The organism is Myxococcus sp. CA039A, assembly GCF_013336645.1.
Taxonomy (GTDB): Bacteria; Myxococcota; Myxococcia; order Myxococcales; family Myxococcaceae; genus Myxococcus; species Myxococcus llanfairpwllgwyngyllgogerychwyrndrobwllllantysiliogogogochensis.
The window spans coordinates 40,287-58,128 of sequence record NZ_JABUMQ010000023.1 but is presented as its reverse complement, the minus strand read 5'-3'; the positions used below and the strand labels follow the sequence as shown (position 1 = coordinate 58,128).

At 68.5% G+C, this 17,842-nt stretch carries 15 protein-coding genes and 1 pseudogene; 4 read left to right on the top strand and 12 right to left on the bottom strand.

Annotated elements, in window-relative coordinates; all coding sequences use genetic code 11:
- The 3 genes and pseudogenes from HR086_RS47940 to HR086_RS06020 form a co-directional block, all read right to left on the bottom strand.
- Positions 1–348 (bottom strand): annotated as a pseudogene (locus HR086_RS47940) (hypothetical protein); the annotation flags it as partial.
- A gap of 37 nt (positions 349–385) precedes the next feature.
- Entirely contained in the window at positions 386–1,732 is a 1,347-nt protein-coding gene (locus tag HR086_RS48320) for a hypothetical protein (RefSeq protein ID WP_254626205.1), read from the bottom strand.
- A gap of 271 nt (positions 1,733–2,003) precedes the next feature.
- The gene (locus tag HR086_RS06020; RefSeq protein ID WP_141643967.1) at positions 2,004–2,540 is read right to left on the bottom strand and encodes a GNAT family N-acetyltransferase; all 537 of its coding nucleotides are present in this window, start codon (positions 2,538–2,540) and stop codon (positions 2,004–2,006) included.
- A 285-nt stretch (positions 2,541–2,825) separates the two neighbouring features.
- Between HR086_RS06020 and HR086_RS06015 the strand changes: the two genes are divergently transcribed.
- Positions 2,826–3,455: a DUF3575 domain-containing protein gene (locus tag HR086_RS06015; RefSeq protein ID WP_174460288.1), complete on the top strand. Its 630-nt coding sequence runs from the start codon at positions 2,826–2,828 to the stop codon at positions 3,453–3,455.
- 28 nt (positions 3,456–3,483) lie between these two features.
- Here the strand turns inward: HR086_RS06015 and HR086_RS06010 are convergent, their stop codons facing one another.
- Positions 3,484–4,731: a phospholipase D-like domain-containing protein gene (locus HR086_RS06010; protein ID WP_174460289.1), complete on the bottom strand. Its 1,248-nt coding sequence runs from the start codon at positions 4,729–4,731 to the stop codon at positions 3,484–3,486.
- 425 nt (positions 4,732–5,156) lie between these two features.
- Here HR086_RS06010 and HR086_RS06005 point away from each other — a divergent pair, with 425 nt between their 5' ends.
- A complete protein-coding gene (locus tag HR086_RS06005; RefSeq protein WP_254626204.1) occupies positions 5,157–5,714 on the top strand; it encodes a hypothetical protein in 558 nt (185 codons plus the stop codon).
- A 176-nt stretch (positions 5,715–5,890) separates the two neighbouring features.
- Positions 5,891–6,058 (top strand): hypothetical protein, encoded by a 168-nt coding sequence (locus tag HR086_RS06000; RefSeq protein ID WP_174456011.1) that lies wholly within the window; start codon positions 5,891–5,893, stop codon positions 6,056–6,058.
- 91 nt (positions 6,059–6,149) lie between these two features.
- Here the strand turns inward: HR086_RS06000 and HR086_RS05995 are convergent, their stop codons facing one another.
- From HR086_RS05995 to HR086_RS05980, 4 genes are all read right to left on the bottom strand, one after another.
- The gene (locus tag HR086_RS05995) at positions 6,150–7,373 is read right to left on the bottom strand and encodes an ABC transporter permease (RefSeq protein ID WP_141643964.1); all 1,224 of its coding nucleotides are present in this window, start codon (positions 7,371–7,373) and stop codon (positions 6,150–6,152) included.
- A 12-nt stretch (positions 7,374–7,385) separates the two neighbouring features.
- The gene (locus HR086_RS05990) at positions 7,386–8,612 is read right to left on the bottom strand and encodes an ABC transporter permease (protein WP_174456012.1); all 1,227 of its coding nucleotides are present in this window, start codon (positions 8,610–8,612) and stop codon (positions 7,386–7,388) included.
- A 97-nt stretch (positions 8,613–8,709) separates the two neighbouring features.
- On the bottom strand, positions 8,710–9,861 hold the full coding sequence (locus HR086_RS05985; protein ID WP_174465091.1) for a cysteine desulfurase family protein: 1,152 nt from the start codon (positions 9,859–9,861) through the stop codon (positions 8,710–8,712).
- Positions 9,862–9,873: 12 nt separating this feature from the next.
- Positions 9,874–11,829: a lysyl oxidase family protein gene (locus HR086_RS05980; protein WP_174460290.1), complete on the bottom strand. Its 1,956-nt coding sequence runs from the start codon at positions 11,827–11,829 to the stop codon at positions 9,874–9,876.
- Positions 11,830–12,089: 260 nt separating this feature from the next.
- On the opposite strand from HR086_RS05980, the gene HR086_RS05975 reads away from it, so the two are divergent.
- Complete coding sequence (locus tag HR086_RS05975) at positions 12,090–13,835, top strand: DHA2 family efflux MFS transporter permease subunit (protein ID WP_174460291.1); 1,746 nt, start codon at positions 12,090–12,092, stop codon at positions 13,833–13,835.
- 7 nt (positions 13,836–13,842) lie between these two features.
- Here HR086_RS05975 and HR086_RS05970 read toward each other — a convergent pair whose 3' ends face one another.
- The 4 genes from HR086_RS05970 to HR086_RS05955 all read right to left on the bottom strand — a co-directional run bounded on the left by HR086_RS05970 (position 13,843) and on the right by HR086_RS05955 (position 17,709).
- Positions 13,843–15,012, bottom strand: a complete 1,170-nt coding sequence (locus tag HR086_RS05970; RefSeq protein ID WP_174465090.1) for an adenylate/guanylate cyclase domain-containing protein — start codon at positions 15,010–15,012, stop codon at positions 13,843–13,845.
- 185 nt (positions 15,013–15,197) lie between these two features.
- Positions 15,198–15,764, bottom strand: a complete 567-nt coding sequence (locus tag HR086_RS05965; RefSeq protein ID WP_174465089.1) for a hypothetical protein — start codon at positions 15,762–15,764, stop codon at positions 15,198–15,200.
- A gap of 113 nt (positions 15,765–15,877) precedes the next feature.
- Entirely contained in the window at positions 15,878–16,654 is a 777-nt protein-coding gene (locus HR086_RS05960; RefSeq protein ID WP_174465088.1) for a hypothetical protein, read from the bottom strand.
- An 8-nt stretch (positions 16,655–16,662) separates the two neighbouring features.
- Positions 16,663–17,709: a hypothetical protein gene (locus tag HR086_RS05955; protein WP_373564261.1), complete on the bottom strand. Its 1,047-nt coding sequence runs from the start codon at positions 17,707–17,709 to the stop codon at positions 16,663–16,665.
- Positions 17,710–17,842: the final 133 nt, after the last annotated feature.

The following is a 17,842-nucleotide window of genomic DNA, read 5'->3' as shown; positions in this document are numbered from 1 at the left end:
GGACTGGGGGTTGGGCGCGGAGGGGGTGGTGCCTCGGGTGGTGCCGGGTGCCAGCCCTTCCGGAGTCCCTCGAGGAGAACCCCCGGCCAGTCCCTCCGCGGAGCCGCGCTGGGTGCCGGACTCCATCCCATCGCGATGGACGCCACCCTGCGCGCTGTCCTTGTCGCCCTCGGTGGGGCGGGCACCGACGCGTCCTCCGGTGGCAGGCTTCCCGGTGGGTCCCTTCGCGGCGGGCTTGTTCGAGGACCTGGCTTCAGCGGGCTTGGACTGCTCGCGAGCGGCCTCTTCCCTGGCCTGCCGGGCGGGGACCCCGGGTCGGGGGACATTCTGGGGCCAGCGGACACTCATGAGGGCGAGGGGGCCGACGCGGGGGCGTCGAGGTGGCTCAGGTCAGGTTCTTCAGGTGGACGACGAGGTTGCTGTCACCACTTCCCAGCGTGCTCGCGTCGTCCTTGGGGATGACGTAGCCCTGGTCCGCGCCGACGTGCTTGCGGAAGAAGTCTACCACCGACGAGTCCTGCACATCCGAGGTGGTGGTCTTCTTGATGCCGTACGCGGAGCCGTCCGGTCCCTTCGCCTTCACGGCGTCGGGGGCGGAGGAGAGCAGGTTGTCGAGGGTTCCCGACTTCCGGCCACCGCTCTCCGGCTGCATCGTCATGGCGGTGTTGTGGCCCTCGATGTAGCTGACGTCGTAGTAGGTCTGACCCATTCCGCCGTTGAACTTCACCTCACCGAGCGTGGCGTTCTTGCCGTCACCGGCGTCGCTGCGGAAGTTGCCGGACCAGCCCTCGGGGAACTTCACGGTGCGGCTCTCGCCGGGCTGGAGGGTGACGGAGTCGACGGCCTTCTCGCCCGCGTTGGGGGTGAAGTTCACGGTCATCGGCTTGTCGCCGTCGTTGTTGAGCGTGAGCGTGTTGCCGTCCTTCTTCACGCCGTTGGGCTGCGCGGCCTTCTGGCTCGCGTCGACCGGCGTGGCGCCCGCGGCGGGCTGCTCGGTGGGCGTGCTGGCGAGGGCCTTCTGCTGGGGGACGGGCGCGCCTGGCATTGGGGGCAGCATGCTGTCCGGAATGCCCGTCTCCGCGCCCAGGTCGGGCACACCGCCGAACTGCGCGCCCTCACCACCGAGGTCAGGCACACCGCCGAACTGCGAGCCTTCACCACCGAGGTCGGGCACGCCGCCGAGCTGCGAGCCCTCACCACCGAGGTCCGGCACGCCGCCGAACTGCGAGCCCTCACCACCGAGGTCCGGGATGCCGCCGAAGGAATCGAGCCCGGCCGGCGGAGCGCCCGCGATACCCTGATCCGCAAGCCCGCCCATGCGCGGCGCGCCCTCACCCATCGAGCCAGGGTTGCGCACGCCACCCACCCGGCCCAGGGGAGCGGAGTCGCCGAGCTTGCCCGGGCCGCCCTTGTCGCCACCGAGCGCCTGCGCCAGCTCGCCCAGGGACTGCACCTGCGCGGCGAGCATCTTCACGAGCTGCTGGAGACCCTCGGCGCTCTTGAGGCCACCCGAAGACTCGAAGCCATCCTTCTGGAAGAGCGACTGGACCGAGGACTCCTTCGTGCGCGGGGGAATCGCCTGCGACGACAGCTCCGTGCGGGCGGGGAGCGAAGGAGCGGAGAGGGAACCAACGGGGCGGGAGATGGGGGAGAGCGCCATGACGATGTTCCTCGGGGGATGGGTGGCGAAGGGACCGGGTGAGGTCAGCCGATGCAGGACCCATGAGCACATGGTGTGCCAGGGTCTCCACGCAGGGCCTCGGAGGCCAAGCCCCTGGAAACACGGAGGAAGTACGAGACGCCGAGCCCGAAACAGGGGCGGGCCTGATGACAGACGTCGGGGGGCTGATGACCGTGGTCATCAGGGCGGCGACTCAACGGGGCTCGGGCGAACGCGCTCCAGCAGTGAGCGCGGCACGAGACCCGGAGTCGATACAGCGAGGAGCAGGCTCCCTCGGGCGCGAAGCAGCGAGCGCGCGGCTCCGAGCCCGAAGGTGCGCTCGCTAGTGCGTGGTCTCCTTGAAGCGCATCACATACGCCTCCAGGTACACGCTGGGCAGGTCGAGGTCGCCCGAGGGCTCACGCAGATAGCCACGGGCCATGTACATACGAACAACCCCGGTCGCGCCGCGACGGACATGCAGGCACACGGCGTCGACATCCCAGCGTCGAGCCATCGCCTCGGCGGAGTCGAGCAGGAGCTGCGCCAGCCCGGAGCCATGGAACTTCACGGCGGTGGCCAGTCCTCGCAGGTCCACTGCGCGAGGCAGCCAGGCTTCGGAGCCAGGAGCATCCGGGGGAAAGAGGGCCACGGTGCCCACGATTTCGCCCTCCACTTCGGCCACCAGCAACGTGGCGATTTTCCGACGGGCGGCCACGTCCCGCAGCTCCCGCTTTCGCTCGTCGGTGTAGACGACGTCGGGGAGCTTCTTCGCGTACTGCGAGGTGAAGGCTTCAATCAACAAGTCACCCACCGCCACGTCATCCTCGGGCCGTGCCTCGCGGATGACGGCCCTACCCACCAAGTCCCGGATGCTCATGCGCGCAGCCATTACCACGCGCACGTGTGACGCGCCTCCGTCCCGCGTCCCGCTCCAGTCCGCCCCTTAAGCGGAGGTTGAAGCGCACGTGAGCGAGTCATGCGACACCGACGACGCGGCTTCACGCTGAGCGAAGACTCGGGTGGGGCCGTGCCTGCCACCGGGCCAGCGCGGCAGGGCGAGGTGGCTTTCGCGCTTGTGCAGAGCGCTGCGCAATCCGCGCACCCCCGGTGTTGTCATCTCGCGCGGTTGCATCCGGCACACCGCTTGCCTTGGGGCGGCGCCATGATTTTCCACACCCGTCGACTCGTCATCCTCACGGTGCTCTTCGTCATGCCGGGCTCGACCTTCGCCCAGGAGAACGACACCCCCGGTCAGCCCCTGCTCATCGAAGACACGAGACAGGACACCGCGTCGTGGGGCACGGCGCTCCACTTCGGGTTTCACGGCCACTCCTTCGAAATGGATGAGGGCCCCACGCGGACGCCCGTGTTCATGGTGAACATGGAGCAGCAGTTGCAGCCGGCCTTGACGGTGTTCGGCGGCACGCACTTGGGGCTCGACATCAACGCCGTGGGCCTTCAGCTCGGCAGCCGCATCTACTTCAGTCAGCAGTCCTTCCTGGGCGCCTTCGTGTCGGCGCAGGCGAGCCACACCCTCTTCGACCTGGACGAAAACACGGAGGGGACTCGCACCTCGCTGAGTGGACTCGTGGGCTACGCCCATCCATTCGGGGACCGGTGGCACTTGTCGGTCAGCGCGGGAGCCCAGACCACGCATACCCGGACGGAGACCACGCGCGAGGTCACCCGCTGCTTCCTCATGATCTGCGAGACCACGGACGTGATGGAGAAGGTCGAGGAGCAGGAAGCAGTGGAGCCCCTCGTCCAGATGGCGGCCACCTTCCGCTTCTGACCGGGGCAAACCGCTCACCCTGGGTTCGTCAGAGATAGTCGCCGATGAAGCCAGGGAGCTGTTCGCCCAGGCGCTGCAGCAGGCCGCGGCGGCGCCACCCATCCCAGTGAATCTCCCGCGAGTGACGCAGGTCCTTCTCGAACGCGGCGGCGAGCCGTGCAGCCAGCGCCTCGTCCTCCACCACCAGCGAGCACTCGTCCGACGTACTCAGCGCCAGCGGGTCCAGGTTCGTCGAGCCCACCACGGACAGGTCCTCGTCCACGAGCATCGTCTTCGAGTGCATCATCGACAGCTCGTACTCCCAGATGCGCACGCCGCCCTCCAGGAGCCGCGCATACGTCGCGCGCTGCGCCGCGTGCACGGGCGCGATGTCGTGATGACGCCCGGGAACCACCACGCGCACGTCCACGCCCTGCTTCACCTTCTCCAGCAGCATGTCGCTGATGGCCTCGGACGGGATGAAGTACGAGTTGGCGATCCACAGCCGCCGCCGCGCCGCCGCGATGGTGAGCAACGTCATCCGCCGCGCGTCGGAGAGGAACCGGTTCTGCGTGCTCGCGACGAAGCCCGCGCGAGCCCCACCGCGCACGGCGAGCTCCGGAAACGCCTCCACCGGAAGGAAGTCCCCACCCGCCTCCTGCCAGTTCTGGGCGAAGGCCACCTGCATGTCCCGCACGACAGGCCCTTCGACACGCACGCTCATGTCCCGCCAGAACTCCTCCCCCTCCGCATCACCGAGCCAGCTCTTCCAGATGCCAAAGCCCCCGGTGATACCCACCTCGCCATCACGCACCACCAGCTTGCGGTGCATGCGCGTCTTGATGCGCGCCGCATCGAGTGACGGCAGCGCCCCCTGCATCGGCCGGAAGACGCGCACCTCGCAGCCCGCGTTCGACAGCTCCATCCCCACGGGCTCGAAGTTGACGCTGCCCAGCGGGTCCACCAGCACGCGACACGCCACGCCGGGATGCCGCTCGCGAATCGCGCGCACCAACTGCTCCGACGGCTCTCCAGGACGCCAGATGTAGCTGGCGATGTGGATGCTGGAGCGCGCAGCGCGAATCTCCGCCTCGAGCACGTCGAACACGTGCCCGTTCTCCACCAGTTCCACGCCATGCCCTGGGGCCAGCGGAACACCGAGCGACTGGAAGAACGCGAGCGAGCGCGTCTCTCCCGCTCCGGTGGGCAGAGAGCGCAGCCGGAGGTCATGCCGATGGTTCGGAGCAGGGCACCCGGCGACGAGCAACGCGACGAGCACGGAGCAGGCCAGCTTCACCGTCCGAAGCTAGTGGCTCCCCGCCCGGTCGGCACCTGCCACCGGACACACCCCGGGCCGTCCAGCCGCCAACACCTCGGGACGAGCACAGTGTGCGACGCAGGGCACTCGGGCCATGTGCCCGGTGGAGCCAGGGCCCGCGAGTGAGCACCCTCCTCGTCCGCACCCGGCCCGCGAGCCCCATGCCAAGACCGCCTCCGAGAGCACCTTTCCTCCTGAGCACCTGGCTCCTCGCGCTCCTGCTCGGAACCCCCTCCGCGTCCGCGTCACCAGGCCACTTCGCCGCGGACGCACCGCTGCGACGAACGGATCCGCGCGATACGAACGCCGAGGGGCCACGCGCGCCGCGCGACCCACGAAGCGCCCTCTCCCTCCGCGATGACACCACCTCCGCGGCAAGCCCCGACGGAACGCGCCTGCCCGGCATGAGCGGTGTCCCCGTCCCCTCGGCCCCGGAAGACCTCCCGCTGTCCACGGGCGCATGGGTCGCCCACGGAGGACTGGCCCTGCTGCCACTCGGTGGCGTGTGGGGCGCGACGCGCGTCGGCGGTGACACGCGCCTGGGCGCCACCGCGTCGGAGACCGCCGCGGGAATGCTCGCGGGCTACCTGCCCTCACGCCTGCTCTTCCTCCGACCCACCACGCCGGGCGGAGGACGCTGGGCGGACCTGGAAGTCGCCGCATTCGGCGGAGGACTCCTGTTCACCCCGCCCCTCGCCGCGCTCGGCACCTGGGGAATGGGCGAGCTCGCCTTCGGACGCAGCCAGGACCAGACCGACGCCTACCTCGGAGCACTCGGCGGCGCGGCCGCGGGCACCCTGCTCGCCGCCGCTGTCGACGGCCTGCTGTCCAAGCTGGCCGAGCCCAGCACCCGCCTCAAGAGCGCACGCGCCCTCATCGGCCTCGCCCTCATCGGCGCGGGTGCGACCCTCGGCTACCAATGGGCCGGCGGTGGGCCTCGCTCCAACCAACACACTCGATAGTTACAAGCGCGCCACACCAACGCTTTGAGCAGCGATGTCTCACCGGCTCGCTGCGTGCGAGTCTTTCCGGCAAAGCCACACGCCCAGAGCTATTCTTGATTTCTTAGTTGTTATCAATTGCGTTCAATACCATGCTTGCCGGGCCGTACAGACACGCAGTCTGGAGACACACCCCCATGTCGGCTCTCAAGAACCTCCGTGTTGCTGCCGCCCTCACCGCGCTCGTCGCTGTCTTTGGTGTGACCACCGGTTTCACGACCGAGGCCCCCAAGTCCGAGTGCGCTCCGTTCTGTTACAAGCACCCCATCACCGGCCAGCTCATCTGCACCGGCCCCTGCCCGTAATTCCCGGGGTCTAGACGTTCAAAGGGGCCCTGTCCGCTGTACGCGGGCGGGGCCCCTTTTCGTGGGACACGGCGGGACTGCGGGTGGCGCATTACTCCGTGCGCATCGCCTCCACGGGGTCCAGCTTCGCGGCGCGAGCGGCCGGATAGATTCCGAACCCCAGCCCCACGCCGCTGCTCATCGCCAGGGCCACGCCCACCGCCCAACCCGGCACCTCGGTGGGCAGGCCGAGCACCCAGCGCGCCAGGTGCGCCAGCCCCACACCCAGGGCGACTCCCAGCACTCCGCCGGTCAGCGACAGCACCACCGCCTCCGTGGCGAACTGCGCGAGGATGCGCCGCTTCTTCGCGCCCAGCGCCTTGCGGATTCCAATCTCCCGGGTCCGCTCCGTCACCGCCACCAACATGATGTTCAGGATGCCAATGCCGCCCACCAGGAGCGACAGCAGGCACACGCCGAAGCTGGCCACGGAAATCACCTGGGAGATGTTGTTGAACATCTCCGTGGAGCTCTCGTTGGAGAACACGAAGAAGTCGTCCGCCTCCAGCGGCTTCAGCCCGTGACGCCGCCGCATCAGCACCGTCACCTCATCCTGCGCCCGCTTCAGCACCTCCGCCGAGTGCGCCTGCACACTCACCCGGAAGTTGTTCAGGCCGTACAGCGGACGGAACGCCGTCAGCGGCATCATCACCGTGTTGTCCTGGCCGCCACCGCCCAGGAAGCTGCCCTTGCGCTTCGTCGTCCCCACCACCGTGAAGTTGCGGCCCTGCAGGCGGAACGTCTGCCCCAACGGCTCCATCCCCGGCCACAGCGTGTCCGCCAAATCCGGCCCGATGACCGCGACGCGCCGGCCATCCAGGTACTCGGTGTCCGTGAAGGCGCGGCCGGTGGCCACCACCACGGAGTTCGTCTGGAAGTACTCCGGCGTCCCGGACCACACGCCGATGTTGGCGCGCGTCTCGCGCTGCTGCGTGGACAGCTTCTGTCCACCCTTGGAGTCCTCCCCCGCCGCCGTCAGCACCGAGGGCAGCTCGCGGATGGCGTCCAGGTCCTCGAAGGTGAACCGGGGCCGGCGCGACAGCTCCGCCAGGGACAGGTTGCCCGCGCCGAAGGGCAGCCGCTGCACCTGGAAGCAGTTGGCGCCCAGCTCGGACAGGTTCTCGTTCACCTGGTTCCGCAGGCCCTCGATGAGCCCCATCATCGCCACCACCGTGGTGGCGCCGATGACGATGCCCAAGAGCGTCAGGAAGGAGCGCAGCGGGTTGGAGACGAACGTCCCGAACGCCAGCCGCAACGTGTCCAGCAACGCCATCATCGCGGTGTCTCCTCAGTCATGGCGGAGCGCTTCCACGGGGTCCAGGTTCGCCGCGCGCGCCGCGGGCCAGATGCCGAACAGCAGGCCCACCGTGGCGGCGAAGCCCACGCCCGCCACCACCGTCAGCGGCTCCACCGCCGCCGCCAGCGGCGTGATGAACGACACCGTCTTCGCCAGCCCCAGCCCCACCAGCGTCCCCAGGGTGCCGCCCACGGCGGACACGCTGGAGGCCTCCAGCAGGAACTGGATGATGATGGTGCGCTTCTTCGCCCCCAGCGCGCGGCGCACGCCAATCTCCCGCGTCCGCTCGCGCACCGACACCAGCATGATGTTCATGATGCCGATGCCACCCACCAGCAGCGTGATGAGCCCCACGCCCGTCGCCGCGCCGTACAGCGCACCGGTGAGCTTGGCGTACATGTTGGCGAGCTGCTCGGGCCGGTTGATGGCGAAGTCGTCCTTCACCCCGGGCGGCGTCCCGCGTGCGCGACGCAGCGCCGCGGTCATATCGTCCACCACGTCGAGCGTGTTTTCGGGCGAGTCCACCGACACCATGATGTTGGGCGAGTTGCGCTTGCCGAAGTGCTCCTGGAAGGTGCGGTACGGAATCAGCACCGTCATGTCCTGATTCTCACCGAGCACGGTGCCCTTGGGCTCCAGCGTGCCCACCACGCGGTAGGGCCTGCCCGCCAGGAGGATGCGGTGGCCCACGGGGTCCAGCCCGGGGAACAGCGTGCGCGTCAGCTCCGCGCCAATGACGACCACCGGCGAGCGCGTGTTCACATCCGCGTCGGTGAGGAAGCGACCCTTGTCCACGGTGTAGGAGGAGATGATGGAGTAGTCCGCCGTGGTGCCCGCGGCCAGCACGCCCGTCATGCGCCGGTCCAGGAAGCGCACCTCCGCCCTGTCGTAGAAGATGGGCGCCGCCGCCACCACGTGCTCCGAGGACTGGAGGATGGCGGGTATCATGTCCACGGTCAGGTTCTTCCGGTTGCGGTACTCCCACCAGTCACCGCCCATGGCCCAGGGGAACTTGGACACCTGGATGGTGTTGGCGCCGATTTGCGCGAGCTGGTCCGCGAAGGACTGGTTGATGCCCTGGATGATGCCGACGATGGCCAGCAACGTGCAGACACCCACGCCAATCCCCACCGTCGTCAGCACCGTTCGCAGGCGGTTGGCTCGCAGCGAAAACAGCGCGATGCGCCCGCCCTCCCACACGTCGACCCTGATGCTCACGTGAAACACCCTCTCGCGTCGGCGGTGGCGCCGCACCGGCGGCACGCTCCGGTACCACGCCCTACGCCGGAAGCGGGGCGATGATTGCACGGAGATTTCAGCCCGCCACCTGTCTCCACCCGCGCGCCAGTACAACCACCGCCTGATCCACTTCTTCCGGGGAAGTGTCGGGCCCCAGGGAAAGGCGCACCGCGCCCAGGGCGTCCGCTTCCGGGATTCCCATCGCCCGCAGGACAGGCGAGGCGGACTCACCCCCGTCGTGACACGCCGACCCCGTCGACGCGGCCACCTCCGGCGTCGCCGCCAGCACCGCTCCACCCCGCACCCCTGGGAAGCGCACATGGAGCGTGTTGGGCAGCCGCTCGGCCCCCTGCCCGCTCAAGACGATGCCCGGCACCGCCTCGCGAAGCCCCGCCCACAACCGCTCCCGCAGGGCCCCGAGCGCCGCGCTCCCACCCCGCGCCAGCCGCCTGCCCGCCAGCTCACACGCGACGCCCAGCCCCACCGCGTACGGCACGTTCTGGGTCCCCGGCCGTAGACCGCGCTCCTGTCCTCCGCCGAGCGTCACCGCGCGCAGCGGGGTGCCCTCGCGCACGTACAGCGCGCCCACGCCCTTGGGGGCGCGCAGCTTGTGGCCCACCAGCGTGAGCAGGTCCACGCCGAGCGCATTCACGTCCACCGGCACCTTCCCCACCGACTGCGCCGCGTCCGTGTGCACGGTGGCGCCGTGACGGTGGGCCCGCGCGGCGACATCCGCCACCGGCTGCAACACGCCCGTTTCGTTATTGGCATACATCAGTGACACGAGTGCGGTCTCTTCGCCCTCGGCGGCGAGCGCGCGCTCGGCGTCCTCCACGCGCACGCGGCCCTCGGCGTCCACCGGCAGCCAGGTCACGCGCCAGCCGCGCCATTCCAGCGCGTCGCAGGGCAGCGTCGTGGCCGGGTGTTCGATGGTGGAGGTGAGCAGGTGGCGCCGCTCCGCGCGGGCCTCGGCGGTGCCCCGGATGGCCAGGTTGTTGGCCTCCGTGCCGCCGGAGGTGAAGAGGATTTCGGAGGGCTTCGCGCCGATGAGCGCGGCCACCTGCGCGCGCGCCATCTCCAGTGCCTCATGGGCGCGGCGTCCATACGGGTGCGCGCTGGACGGGTTGCCGAAGTGCTCGCGGAGGTACGGCAGCATGGCGTCCACCACCTCCGGGTCCACGGGGGTGGTGGCGTTGTGGTCCAGGTACAGCGGGCGCTCGGGGCTCATGGCCCCGCAGGATTACGGCAGCACCGTGACGGTGTCTCCCTCCAACCGCACCGGGAAGGCCACGGTGTTGGGGTGGACCGTTCCCTCCTCGACGATGTCCCGGGTGTCCACGCTGACCTGGAACGAGTACGTGCCGTCCGCCACGTCGGTGATGTCCACCCACTGGCACGGGGTGTCGAGCGTGTAGATGTCCGACCAGCCCGCGGAGATGCCCATGGGCTCGTGGAAGGTCGAGGCCGCCGCGTCCGAGCAGTAGCTCTGGACGTCCACCAGATAGTAACCCTGCTTGCGCCCCGTCATCACCGCGTTGCCCGCCGAGTCGCGCAGCTCGTACGCGGCGAAGTTGGTGAGGTGGTCATGCCCGTGGCACTCGTCGAAGACGTAAAGGTCCGGGTTCTCCTCGATGGGCGGGAGGACCGCGGCCTTGTTGCCCAGGTTCTGGATGGAGGTGCTGAAGCGCAGGAGCTTGCGGCGACCCGGCGCGAGCACGCACTGCTCCTTCACCTCGCAATCCTCCTCCTCGAAGTTCCTCCACACCACATGCACCGTGCGCTCGAGCACGTCCTGGTCCACGGTGAGGTCCGGCTTGCCGTTCACCTCGTCCACCTGGAGTCCACAGGCCTGGGGCGACGGCAGGTGCGGTGGCGTGGCGGGCGTCGCGGGCACCTGCCCTCCGGCATGGATGGACACCTCTCCCATGGGCACGTCGAGGATGTCCCCGAACTCGGTGGTGGCCACCACCAGGTCATCGTAACCGTCGCCGTTCAGGTCCCCGGGCACCGCGATGGAGTAGCGCCGGTAGGTCCCATAGCCGCTGGGGACCGCGTCCGCGCGCGGCCAGGCCCAGACGGGGTGCATCGACTGGGAGATGCCGTCCTTCGGTGAGAAGAGGTACAGCCGTCCCGAGGAGTGCAGCACGAAGTCGTTGCGCACGCCGTCCCCATCCATGTCCCCCACGGAGGCCAGACCGGCGAAGCTGCTGACGTAGGGGAACGCGGGGTCGCCCTGGGTGGACCAGGCGGGCGTGGGGGAGAAGGTGCCGTCCGGCTGGGAGAAGTGGAACTGGAACGGGCCCGACTCCGAGAACGCGAAGGTCTCCGGATGTCCGTCGCCATTCAGGTCCGGGTGGAGGTTGCCGCGTCCGACCAGGGTCTCGATTCGCCAGGGTTCGGCGGAGATGGGGCCGTCGCACGCGAAGGCGCTCCCGGGCTTGCAGCCCAGGAAGTAGCCCAGGTTGCCACCGCCAAACCCCAGCGACACGTCCTCGGCCCCGTCTTTGTTCAGGTCTCCCACGAACGAGGCCCTCAAGTACCCCGTGCGCGTGCGAGCGAGAGTGAACAGACCGCCCTCTCCTCCCGCCCCTGGCGTGGACAGGTAGAAGCGCTGCGAGGCGCTGTGATTGGCGACGAGGTCGTCGAGCCCGTCGCCATTCAGGTCCACGAACAAGCTGTTCTGGAAGGTGCCATTGCCTGGCACGCGAAAGGACGGCGCGGACAGCATCGCCGCCAGGTCCGCCTGGCCCAGGAAGACGGAGACGCCGTAGCGGCCATACACGAGCAGGTCCGCGTAGGCATCTCCATTCACTTCGCCGGACTCCACGCGGAGCTGTTGTCCGGAGGCGTTCGGGTGCGTGTTCTGCCAGCTCAGCGCGGCGGACACGGCCTGCGTGGAGAAGAACTTCTCCTGCCCCACGAAGATGGACAGGCGTCCCGGGTTGCGTGAGCTGACGAGCAGCTCCTGACAAGCCTGCGAGCTCACCGCCAGATCCTTGCGACCATCTCCATCGAAGTCCGCGAGGGCCACGGAGCTGCCGAAGCACTCGTCGGGGAAGCTTGGGTCCGCCTTCACCTGCCACAGCGGCGTCTCGGAGAGCGTGGGCTTCGGCACAGGAGGCGGCTCCTCGTCCTTGCAACCCACCAGCGACGACAGCAGGCACACGACGACCAGCGACCTCGAGGACACACGCATGAGCGACTCCTCTGTGACCAGGAACAGGATTGAAGGCAGACGCATCGCGGGCGTTCCTCTCGAGCGCCGGGGGGTAGAGGGGCCCAAGGCTATTCCCGCGGCCCCGCGACTGCTGCCAGATGCTTGTCCCATGACCAGCATCTCTCCACGCGCCAGGCGTCTGTCATCTCGCCAACGCGACCTGTGGGAGCGCTGGCACATCACGCGGACAGCGCCCAAGTTCGCGCGAACCCTTCGCACCGAAGGGCCTTCTCGCGAACATGGCTCCGTCCGCCGCGCCCACGTCTCCGGATGCAGCGCCTGCCGCGTTCCCCGCGTTCACCCGCGCACAGAAGGTCTTCACGATGCTGGGCGCGCTGCTCGGGCTGCTGCTCGCGGCGCTGGACCAGACGATTGTCGCCACCGCGGGCCCGGCCATCCAGGCGGACCTGGGGATTTCTCCGGCGCTCTACCCGTGGCTCACCACGTCGTACCTCGTCGCCTCGACGATGATGGTGCCCGTGTGGGGGAAGCTGTCTGACCTGCTCGGCCGCCGCGCGGTGCTGGCCGCGGGCATCGTCGTCTTCCTGCTCGGCAGCTTCCTGTGTGGCGTGTCGCGCTCCACGGTGTCGCTCGTCCTGTTCCGCGCGGTGCAGGGGCTGGGCAGCGCGGCGCTGTTCACCGGCGCACTGTCGGTCGTCGCCGACCTCTTCCCGCCCCGCGAGCGCGGCAAGTACCAGGGCCTGTTCGGCGCGATGTTCGGCCTGTCGAGCGTGGTGGGCCCGCTCGCCGGTGGCTTCATCACGGACCGGCTGGGCTGGCACTGGGTGTTCTTCATCAACCTGCCGGTGGGCACGGTGGCGCTCGCGCTCGTGCTGCTGCGCATGCCGAAGCTGCGGCCGGAGGGCGTGTCCCGGGGGAAGCTCGACGTGACAGGTGCGGTGCTGCTCGCGCTGGCGGTGGTGCCGCTGCTGCTCGCGCTCAGCCTGGGACGGGGCTCGGACCAGGTGGCCCATGGGGGCGGCTGGGCGTGGGGCTCCTGGCAGGTGCTGGGGATGTTCGCGCTGGCGGCGGCGGGCACGGCGCTCTTCATCCGCGAGGAGCGACGCGCGCGGGAACCCCTGTTGGACTTGAAGCTGTTCCGGCAGAGGACGTTCGGCCTGGGGAACGCGGCCGTGTTCATCATCGGCGCGGTGTTCCTCTCGGGCGTCGTGTTCCTTCCGCTGTTCATGGTGAACGTGGTGGGGCTGTCGGCGACACACTCGGGGCTGACGCTGACGCCGCTGACGTTGGGCGTGGTGGCGGGCAACGTGCTGAGTGGACAGCTCGTGTCGCGCCTCGGCCGTTACAAGGGGCTGATGCTCGGCTCGCTCGTGTTGCTGATGGTGGGCTTCACGGTGATGGGCTTCACGCTGACGCCGGACTCCACGCAGGCGGAAGTCACGGTGAAGATGGTCCTCGTGGGCGTGGGCCTGGGGCCGTCGATTCCGCTCTACACCCTGGCCATCCAGAACTCGGTGTCACCGCAACAGATTGGCGTGGCTACGTCGGCGGCGACGTTCTTCCGACAGCTCGGGATGACGCTGGGCGTGGCGCTGATGGGCGCGGTGTTCGCGACGACGCTGTCCCATGAACTGGGGACCCGCGTGGCCAGCGCCACCGAGGGACTTCCACCCCATCTCCGCGCGGAGCTGGTGTCCGAGGTGCCTGGCGCGGGAGGCGAAGGGGGCGCGGCGCGAACGGCCTTCCACGCGGAGGAGGTGAAGCAGCGGGTGCGCGCGGAGCTGGAAGCCGAGCGTCAACGGGTGAAGGCGTCGGACAGCGCCGTGGCGGGTGTGGATGCCCAGGAGCAGCGCGCGCTGGAGGCCGTGGACCGGACGGACCGGGCGCTGAAGGAGTCCTTCACGCGCGCGGTGAAGGCGGTGTACCGCTGCGCCATCCTCGTCGCGTTGCTCGCGTTCCTGGTGACGCTGCGACTGCCGGAGCAGCCGCTGCAACGCGGGAGGGTGCGGACACCGGCGAAGTGAAGCGCGCTCACGCGAAGGTGCGCGCGGAGGACTCCGACTCGAGCGTGTAGATGTGCACGGGGTGGGGCACGCCCTTGACGGGCTGGTGGCCCAGGTCCTTCACGCCGCCGCGGTAGTGGGCGACGAAGGATTCGGAGAGCAGCACGGGCACGTTGTGCCCCGCGCACAGGCCAGCGATGCGGCTGGCCAGGTTCACCGCGGGGCCAATGACGGTGAAGTCGAGCCGGTCCGAGGCGCCAATGTTCCCGTACATCACATCGCCCACGTGGAGCGACGCGCCGAACTCGTAGGGCGTCAGGCCCTCGCGGCGACGGTTGGCGTTGTCGCGCGCGCAGACGGCCACCGCCTGATGGATGGTGCGCGCGGCGGCCTCGCACCGCTCCTCCACCGGCGAGTTCTCGTCGATGCGGTAGATGGCCAGCACCGCGTCGCCCATGAACTTGAGCACCTCCGCGCCGTGCGAATGGAAGGCGCTGACCATCGTCTCGAAGTAGGCGTTGAGCAACTCCAGCAGCGCATCGCGAGGCAGCGCGTCTGACAGCGCGGTGAAGCTGCGCAAGTCACTCAGACAGATGACGGCGGACGTGGTCTCTCCGTCACCGCGTCGAATCTGTCCCTGGAGGATGCGTCGGCCGGTGTCGCGGCCCAGGTACGTGTCGAGCAGCACGCCCGTCATGTCCCTGCGAGCGATGACCTCCAGCACCAGTTCGAGCAGCGGATGCAGCGCCTGGAGCATGGCGCGGTGTGCGTCGGTGAAGCCTCCGGGCGCGGACGTGGACCAGGAGACCGCGTGGCGCGAGCCGTCGCTGAAGCAGACGGGCAGCGCGAGGTACTCGGTGAGGCCCTCCGCGCGCAGCTCGGCGAACATGGGGAAGTCGTCCTCGCCCAGAGGCGTCTCCAGCCGACGGTCGATGATGGGCAGCCCTTCTTGCAGGGCCTTGAAGGGGCTGCGCGAGAAGGCGGGCAGGTGCTGGAGGCCGTGGGGGTGGACCTCCGTGGTGCCGTGTTGACCGGGGCGCCAGCGGAAGCTCTTCGCGTGGAGGAGGGGGTGCAGCGTGAAGAGGACGATGGACACCCGGGACAGCGGCACGCCGAGCGCGAACAGGCGCTCGCACAGACCTTCGAGCAGCGGGGCGGGACTCGCCAGCCGCCTCGCCTCCGAGGTGAGCCAGTCCATCACTTCCCCGGCAGGGGTATCGCGGCGAGGCCGCGAGTCTCCAGCAGTCACAGTCACGAAGCACTCACCACTTCCCCGGCGGGGCCGTGCCGGGAGAAGCGTCACGGAACCATGACGTCACCAGGGCGTCAACGACGTGCCAGGGGAGCGGGCAGCCAGGTGCCCGCCCTCGCCCCATCCCGGACTCAGGGAGGAAGGGGCCTCGATTCGAGCCACACGTCGAAGGCGGTCGTCGCGAAGAGATGACCTTCCGCGAGGTGCTCCAGGTACTTCGCGTCCGTCACCTCGACGGCCAGGTCGAAGCGGTGCATGCGCGCCCAGGCGGCCTCCAGGAACAGCCACCGCCCCTGGTCCTGGAGGGGAGAGATTTCCTCGAAGGTCTCCCGGAGCTTCTCCTCGCCGACGTCGTTGTACCGCTCCAGGACGGAGGTGCGCTCCACGAAGCGGGGCGTGTGCCGGGCATGCCACTTCGCCTCGAAGACATTGGCGTTGCCCGCGTCCTTGTGGAGCGACGAGGGCGCCTTGGCGGCCTTCTCCGCCAACGCGAGGTGCGCGTCAGCCACGGCGGGTGGCGCGCTCCTCACGAGATAGAGGGTGTCGCCCGCGCGCTCCTTCGCGTCGAGGAGCAGCATCAGCGCGAAGGACCGGGTGTTGGCGTAGTCCGTCAGACCTCCCGCGAACCCCGTCAGACACTGGAACGTGACCTTCCGCTCCTCGACCTTCCCCACTCGAACGTAGAACGCCTCGGACATGAGCCCCTTCTGGGATGAGTCAGCAGGGGCGGCATCCTAGGCCATGATTGCCACCTGGATACAAAAGCAAGTGACACAGCATTCGAGAGAACCCGCGCGAACGAGCCTCAGGGTCAGAGCTCCGCGAACAGGTCGACGACGGCCTGGGCCAGCAAGGCGCGCTCCTCGTCCTCATGGCTGGCGGCATACGTGAGGACATCCTGGACACCCTTCGAGTGAGCATTCCAGAAGAGCGTCAGCAACCTGTCGCGAAGTGCTCGCCCGTCCTCTCCAGCAGCCTGGAGCGAAGCACGGACAGCATCGGTCCCCACCAGCTTGACGTATACGAACAGGTCGAAGCTGTCCTTGGCCTTTTCGGGTCGAAGCTCGCGTTTGGCGCGCTCCTTCATCGAGAGGAAGCCCGCGGCATCGGGCAATAGAATCGACAAGGACTTGCCACCCACCTTGAGCGATACGAGCCGACGCCGACCCAGCGCGATACGTGCATCTGGAAGCGGCGTCATCCGCGTGAGGCGCTCCGAGACCTCGCTGCCGTCAGGCGCGAAGAGGTCCAGGTCCATGGTTTGTCCACTCGGCAGGGTCTTCGACCAGCGGAAATCTCGCGCTTCCCTCTTGAAGCCCCTCTCCCTGAGGACCTCCAGAAGCCGCCCCGCCATGAACTCCGACCCATCCAGGTCGAACAACAGGTCTGGCTCGAAAGAGAAACCTCGCTCGACCACGGTACCGGTGTCCGTCTCGACAGAGATGACTCCCGTGCCACCTCGCAGACGAGACTCCATCGCGAGCACCTGCCCTCCAATGAGCATCACACTGAAGGAGAGGTCCCCCAGGTCGAGCAGCAGTTCTCTCAACTCCTCCAGGATTTCATCGAAGCGCTCTTCGTCCGTCACGATTCCCCTCAGGAGACAGGCAGCGCCCGCGCGAAGCGCTTGAGGAGTTCCTCCGCCTGCTCGGGTCCCCTTCCACCACTGTGCTGGAAGTCCACCGTCAGTTGGGGCAATGCAACACCAGGGCCGTGCCGCAAGTGTCGCTGGGCGAAGTAGATGCCCCCCTCTTCTGTCTCCGCGGCGGGGTCCGCGCGATGAATCAAGAAGTTGTGCGGCGTCATCCTGCGCAGGCCGAAGGCGCTGATAGCGGCATCCAGTGAGCCGGAGAGATAGAGCGCATGGGGTACGCCCGAGACGAACCGCTCCTCCGGCTCCAATGCACTGGCCAGCGTGAAGACGGCGCGAATGCCCTGGGACACCAGCTTGAAGTACCCATCGTGGAGCCGGTCCGGCGTCGTGGACGGTGCGTTGAACCCCTCCTTCGAGATGGCCGTTGGCCGGCCGCTGTTCTTCCACTCCTTCAGCAATCCCGCCGGCTCTCTCAGCCTGAAGCCGACGCCTCGGCCTCCCTCCACATATCCGGACTGGATGAGCTTCTTGATGACGCCATGGGCATACGCGTAGCTCGTCTGCGTCCGCTCGGAGAGAGCGCGCACCGTCCACGTCTCTTCGGGCGACTGGAGCAGGACGCGCACGATGCGACTCCCCTTGCCGTGGAACACGGGCTCCCGGGGAACGCGACTCGAGACTCCTCGCCCCTGGACTCGGACAAAGGTGCTCCCGGTGCGCAGGAAGAAGGTTCCCCGTGAGTCGACCAGCGCCATCTCCGCTTCCGCGCACGCATCCAGCACACGGGGAGACGCCGAGTCCGTGACGAGCATCGGCAAGCGGAAGGCGGGCAGTCCGTGAGTCTCGGATTCTCTTCGCCGGAGCTGCTCGCGCAGATCCGCCAGCTTCTCCCGCTGCGCCAGCACATCCACGGGGAACAGCGGTGCCCGGTAGCTCAACAGCACCGGCACCCGGGCCTCCGGCAACCGGACCTCCGCGAGGTCATAGGTGGACTCGCCGCCCGGCCCCGTTCGGGGAACGACCAACGCCTCCTGGCGGACCAGCTCCACGCCTCGTGGAAGCGCGGGCGGGTTTTCCCAGAACTCTTCCCTGAAATGAGGTCGCTCAGGCTTCATTCAATTTTGTCGATATTGTCAGATTCAATCGGTGAATCTGACTCGATTCGTCAGAAACCGCCCGATA

Excerpts from the sequence above, each read along its gene's own strand:
- HR086_RS48320 (WP_254626205.1), bottom strand. The coding sequence starts at position 1,732 with ATGTGCTCATGGGTCCTGCATCGGCTGACCTCACCCGGTCCCTTCGCC.
- HR086_RS06020 (WP_141643967.1), bottom strand. The coding sequence starts at position 2,540 with ATGAGCATCCGGGACTTGGTGGGTAGGGCCGTCATCCGCGAGGCACGG.
- HR086_RS06015 (WP_174460288.1), top strand. The coding sequence starts at position 2,826 with ATGATTTTCCACACCCGTCGACTCGTCATCCTCACGGTGCTCTTCGTC.
- HR086_RS06005 (WP_254626204.1), top strand. The coding sequence starts at position 5,157 with ATGAGCGGTGTCCCCGTCCCCTCGGCCCCGGAAGACCTCCCGCTGTCC.
- HR086_RS06000 (WP_174456011.1), top strand. The coding sequence starts at position 5,891 with ATGTCGGCTCTCAAGAACCTCCGTGTTGCTGCCGCCCTCACCGCGCTC.
- HR086_RS05995 (WP_141643964.1), bottom strand. The coding sequence starts at position 7,373 with ATGATGGCGTTGCTGGACACGTTGCGGCTGGCGTTCGGGACGTTCGTC.
- HR086_RS05985 (WP_174465091.1), bottom strand. The coding sequence starts at position 9,861 with ATGAGCCCCGAGCGCCCGCTGTACCTGGACCACAACGCCACCACCCCC.
- HR086_RS05980 (WP_174460290.1), bottom strand. The coding sequence starts at position 11,829 with ATGCGTGTGTCCTCGAGGTCGCTGGTCGTCGTGTGCCTGCTGTCGTCG.
- HR086_RS05975 (WP_174460291.1), top strand. The coding sequence starts at position 12,090 with ATGGCTCCGTCCGCCGCGCCCACGTCTCCGGATGCAGCGCCTGCCGCG.
- HR086_RS05970 (WP_174465090.1), bottom strand. The coding sequence starts at position 15,012 with ATGGACTGGCTCACCTCGGAGGCGAGGCGGCTGGCGAGTCCCGCCCCG.
- HR086_RS05965 (WP_174465089.1), bottom strand. The coding sequence starts at position 15,764 with ATGTCCGAGGCGTTCTACGTTCGAGTGGGGAAGGTCGAGGAGCGGAAG.